Source organism: Rhizobium sp. M1 (assembly GCF_002531805.1).
GTDB lineage: Bacteria > Pseudomonadota > Alphaproteobacteria > Rhizobiales > Rhizobiaceae > Rhizobium > Rhizobium etli_C.
On record NZ_NWSW01000093.1, the window covers coordinates 1 to 2,781 of the forward strand.

Consider the following 2,781-nt stretch of genomic DNA (forward strand, 5'->3'; position numbering starts at 1 on the left):
GCCGGATATGACCCGGATTGAACAGGATCTGCTCTAGTTCGATCAGCAACCCTTTGACGGTGAAGATTCCTGGTTATTCACCTGGTGGATCAATGCCATACAAACAATCAATTTTACGAAGCCATGGGATGTTATTAAACACCTCGATTATGAATTGGGGACCCCATGATGTTGCTCCACCGAGAGCAGCCGAGGGCAAGGTCACAGACCTGGCCGGTAAATGGAGACGAACATGGCCAACGTGGAACTGCAGAAGGCGCTCTCGTCTGCCAATCAAGCGCCGAGACATAGCTCTGGGTCCTTTCTTCGCCTACTGCAGGAGCCTCGTCGCATTAAACCGAATACCAGCTTTAATACATTTGGGTCGCCACAAAAGCTGAACAACCACTATCCGATCTTGCCAATCCTTGGCTTCTCAAAAGTGAACGGAGCTGTGGGTATGCGAGATGGGGTGTTACCCACCGCGAAGTCATACATGAATACGAAGGATTCAATGTCATTTCAACGTGAGCATTATGATCAGCTCATCGGCGTCAGCATCGTTTTTTAGAACCAGCAGCTTTTCGATGATTCCTGGCGAAAGACATCGGGGCCACCCTCCGGTCTTGGTCACCGAAAATTCGCCGCCAAACTTGGAGACATTTAAATGACAAACTCTCTTCCCGCAAAGCTGATGGTTGGTATCTTCGACCATTTGGACGAGGACGGAAGGGAGATTGCGCGCCAGTATGAAGATCGGATGAAGTTGGCAGAGGTCTGCGATCGCCTTGGCTTTTATGGATATCACGTCGCAGAGCACCACTGTACTCCCCACGGCAGAGGACCTTCGCCGAATCTATTTCTAGCAAGCGTAGCTCAGCGCACGCAGCATCTTCGTCTCGGTCCTTTGGTTATGCTGTTGAACCTTTATCATCCGTTACGTGCGTTTGAAGAAATTTGCATGCTGGATCATCTGAGCGGTGGCAGGCTCGAGTTGGGCATGGGGCGCGGCTCCTTACCAATCGAATGGAGCTTTTTCGGTATTGATGAGGAGGTGGCGACATCGCGCTATCTCGAAGCCAGCGAGATCGTCATCCAAGCGATGAAGGAAGGAGCTCAGGCTCTTTCCTACAAAGGCGACCACTTTGAACTAGACAAAGTCCCGTTGATGTTGCGGCCACACCAACGTCCTCAGCCTCCGACATGGATTACAACCAGTCGTCCTGAGGTTGCGCGCTGGGCGGCTGAGAACGATACAAATCTTGCCTGCGGGGGCCCTGCTTCTGCTGTTCGCCAGATCACTGATGCCTACCGAGCACACGAGAGACGTACCGCCGGGGGCAGGAAACGGGCGCCGTTCCTTGGGTTGGTCCGAATGGTGGTGGCCGGCAGCACGACGAAGCATGCCATTTCGCTCGCGGCCCCGGCTTATCAACGGTGGCTTCGGAGTTTTAGGTTTCTGTACGAGATTAACGGGATACAGACTCCTCAGAACCTCCCGCCGGATTTTGATGCAGCAGTAGACTGTCAGTTGTGCGTAGTTGGTACTGCTGCTTCAGTTAGGCAAGATCTTCTCGATCATGTCGAGGAAGCAGGTGCTAATTATCTTCTTTGCCAGCTGGCGTTTGGTGATTTGCCATTGGAGGCTTCCTATTACACTGCAACGAGCGTTCACTCTGGAGTTATGGCTTAATCTGGACTGGCCTCAGGTTGCTTTCCGATCACAGAGATTAAGTCTCTGTGGCCGCGCCCTCAAATCGATTGAGGAGCGCCAAGGCGAATTCAGCCATCGCCGTAGGAACAGCCATTGTGGAATGGGCTGCACTATTGGATAGTTAAAAGATATGCGATTTAAGGGCCTCGATCTAAATCTCCTTGTCGCGCTCGATGCACTAATGATTGAGCGCAACCTTACTGCGGCGGCACGTAGCATTAATCTGAGCCAGCCCGCAATGAGTGCAGCCGTCCGCCGGCTCCGCTCCTATTTCCGCGATGAACTATTTACGATGCGTGGTCGTGAGTTCGTTCCAACTCCGCGTGCGGAAGACCTCGCGCCTGCGATTCGTGAGGCTTTACAGCATATTCGGCTCAATATCATACCCTGGGATAAATTTACTCCTGATCAATCAGATCGTCATTTCCGAGTAAGCTTATGCGATTTCGTTACAGTTGTTCTTTTTCAGAAGATACTGGAGCGTCTTGCGCGGGAAGCACCCGGCATTAGTTTTGACTTGCTGCCTCTTACTGACAATCCAGACGAGCTTTTGCGACGCGGCGACGTAGACTTCCTTATTAGCCCACCGTTATTCATGTCGAGCGCGCACCCTAAGATAGACCTATTTCAGGAACGACTGACTTGCGTCGGCTGCAGTAATAACAAACAACTTGAGGAAGCCCTTACTGCCGAGGAGTATTCTTCAATGGGGCACGCGGTAGTTAGGTTCGGTCGGACGCAGCAGCCTACCATAGAAGATTGCTTCTTGCAGGAGCATGGCCTCAAGAGGCGGGTCGAAGTCGTTGTTTCAAGCTTTAGCATGATCCCCGCCGCCCTAATGGGCACCGATCGCATCGCAACCGTTCCGTTACGACTAGTTGGGCTTTTTGAGGACACGATACCATTGCGGATGACTGCGCCCCCGATAGCGCTGCCGACATTCACCGAGGCAGTCCAATGGCCGGTACTTCACGACAAAGATCCGGCAAATATCTGGATGCGAGATATAATGGTTCAGGAGGCAGCGCGATTGCCGTGACCATCCTGAAACCTAGAGCAGGTCCTGCGATCGATGAATCGAATGTGAG

The 2,781-nt window shown here is 52.3% G+C and carries 3 protein-coding genes; all 3 read left to right on the plus strand.

The annotated features are described in order from the left end of the window. Nucleotides 1-232: 232 nt before the first annotated feature. Nucleotides 233-550: a hypothetical protein gene (locus CO655_RS32940; protein ID WP_097667962.1), complete on the plus strand. Its 318-nt coding sequence runs from the start codon at nucleotides 233-235 to the stop codon at nucleotides 548-550. 96 nt (nucleotides 551-646) lie between these two features. After that, nucleotides 647-1,672, plus strand: coding sequence for an LLM class flavin-dependent oxidoreductase (locus CO655_RS32945; protein WP_088940189.1), 1,026 nt, complete (start codon nucleotides 647-649; stop codon nucleotides 1,670-1,672). A gap of 151 nt (nucleotides 1,673-1,823) precedes the next feature. Next, entirely contained in the window at nucleotides 1,824-2,732 is a 909-nt protein-coding gene (gene nodD3 / locus CO655_RS32950) for a transcriptional regulator NodD3 (RefSeq protein WP_004677763.1), read from the plus strand. Nucleotides 2,733-2,781: the final 49 nt, after the last annotated feature.

What these genes read in the sequence shown, in the direction of transcription:
- CO655_RS32940 (WP_097667962.1), top strand. Translation starts at nt 233, where the DNA reads ATGGCCAACGTGGAACTGCAGAAGGCGCTCTCGTCTGCCAATCAAGCG.
- nodD3 (WP_004677763.1), top strand. Translation starts at nt 1,824, where the DNA reads ATGCGATTTAAGGGCCTCGATCTAAATCTCCTTGTCGCGCTCGATGCA.
- CO655_RS32945 (WP_088940189.1), top strand. Translation starts at nt 647, where the DNA reads ATGACAAACTCTCTTCCCGCAAAGCTGATGGTTGGTATCTTCGACCAT.